Annotated in this window: 2 protein-coding genes; both read right to left on the minus strand. The window is 62.7% G+C overall.

What is annotated here, in order from left to right; genetic code table 11:
- Nucleotides 1-73: 73 nt before the first annotated feature.
- On the minus strand, nucleotides 74-988 hold the full coding sequence (locus ACFHWU_RS28995; protein WP_416592279.1) for a reverse transcriptase domain-containing protein: 915 nt from the start codon (nucleotides 986-988) through the stop codon (nucleotides 74-76).
- Nucleotides 976-1,101, minus strand: coding sequence for a hypothetical protein (locus ACFHWU_RS29000; protein WP_416592278.1), 126 nt, complete (start codon nucleotides 1,099-1,101; stop codon nucleotides 976-978). The genes ACFHWU_RS28995 and ACFHWU_RS29000 overlap by 13 nt, the downstream gene beginning before the upstream one ends.
- Between the last annotated feature and the right edge of the window lie 1,003 nt (nucleotides 1,102-2,104).

The following is a 2,104-nucleotide window of genomic DNA, read 5'->3' on the forward strand; positions in this document are numbered from 1 at the left end:
TGCTGTCCGCGGGCAGGGACTCAACTGTCCGTCAACAAGGATTTTTCAGTGTCCGCTAGCAGACAGTCTCCCGTCACTCCGCTCGTACCACCCTGGCCATCATCAGAGGGTTACGGACCCAGGCCCAGTGCGCGAAGTAGCGCGGGTGTTGCGCGATGATGCGTTCCCACACGACTCGGGCCTTGCGTCGGGGTCGTAGCCGCCGGTACTTCTTGCGGATCCAACGCACCAGGTAGGAGTTGATGCGCGCCAGGAGGAGGTTGAGCTCGGAGCGGTAGAACCGCCCGTAGTAGCTCATCCACCCGCGTACGACGGGGTTGATCATCTCGGCGAGTTCGGCCCAGCTGAGGTCCAACCGGCGGTGGATCTGCCATCGCCGGACGGTACGGCTGAGTCTTTTGAGAGCGTCCTTGCTGACCGCCGGGAGGAACGCGGTGAACACGTCCCCTCGACGATCTTTGGCCCCGCGAGGACGGAACGTGTACCCGAGGAACGTGAACGAGGTGTCCGGATGGGCGCCTCGCCGGTTGGTGTCCTTGCAGTACACGATCCTGGTCTTGTCCGGGTGCAGGCGCAGCCCGACCTCGACCATCCTGTCCTCGATCGCCTGGCGCACCAGGTGCGCCTGGCGTTCGCTGGCGCAGTGCACCACCGCGTCGTCGGCGTAGCGTTCGAACGGCACGGACGGGAACGTCCGGGCCATCCAGGTGTCGAACGCGTAGTGCAGGAACAGGTTCGCCAGCACGGGTGAGACCGCGGACCCTTGCGGGGTTCCCCGGTCTCGGGGTTGCAGGCTACCGTCGGGCTGCTGCATCGGGGCGATGAGCCACCGTTTGACGTACAGCAGTACCCACGGCAGGTCGGTGTTCGCCTCCACCGCTTTGATCATGAGGTCGTGGTCGACGCTGTCGAAGAACGCCTGGACGTCCAGATCGACGACCCAGTCGTAGCGCCAGCACCGTTGCCGGCATGCCGCTACCGCGTCCAGCGCCGACCGTGCGGCCGGTAGCCGTAGGAGTCGGGGTGGAAGATCGGTTCGACCTTCTCCTCGATCCTGCGGGCCACCACGGTCTGCGCCACCCGGTCACCCACAGTGGGCACACCGAGTGTTCTGACCCCACCCTGCGGTTTCGGTATCCGCACCGCTTTCACCGGAGGCGGGAAGTAACTGCCCGAGGACATCCGATTCCAGATCTTGTACAGATTTCCTTTCAGATCCTTCTCGAACTCCCCCAGGCTCACGTCGTCGACTCCGGGTGCTCCCTTGTTCGCCTTGACTCTTTCGTACGCTTCCCAGACTTCCCACTTTGAAATCTCTAACGGTTTCTCTGACAATGTCAGCTCGCTCCCCCTAGTTCCTCCCAGACCGTTTTGCGTTCTGGTTGACCAGACGAACCAACTGCGGATGGCCCGACCCCTTCGCTCCACCCCGATTACCAGGGCTTCGTCACTACTACGGGCCGGTCCGCCAGCGCGTCTCGCATCGGTACTCACACCTCGCGGGCACATCCCGCTCGGCTACTCCCTCTCGCCCGGCTACCCGGGGCGGTATCGAGACACGCCTTCCCACGTTCCATGCAGAAGCCGCAGACCAGGCTCATGCCGCCTCCATGCCGAGCACCGCCTGGCCAGTCATCGGGCACCCGCCAGACTCATCCCGCAGCCAACAGCAAGGACCACGGTTCTGATGCCACCTAAAACGTAACGACACGTCAACAGCGGTTCGGTTTCACTCATCTTCCTGGTCCCCACCTGACACCTCTCACGGCGCCTTTTCCACATCGCTCACCACGACGGTCTTCAGCCAACGCAGCATGTGGTGGTTTGAAGCCTCCTCCCGAAAGGCGACTCCGAAGGGCCAAACCTTCATCTTCTGCACAGCATCGATTCCTGAAATCGCTCCTACATTGCGATCACCATTCCTCGTTCGTGGCACACGCTGTTGCGTAGTCGGTTGAGGGCTGGCTGAGCTGGGAGTTTGGAAGGAATGCGGGGGTCTATGCAGGACGGGCGCGGCCCGTTGGTGATCATGAAGTTGCGAAGTGAGGGGCCTCGCGTTTTCCGGACAGTGGTTCGGCCGGTTCTTTCACGCCGCGATTTGAAG

The organism is Micromonospora sp. LOL_015 (assembly GCF_048060275.1).
In the GTDB taxonomy this organism is placed as follows: domain Bacteria; phylum Actinomycetota; class Actinomycetes; order Mycobacteriales; family Micromonosporaceae; genus Micromonospora_E.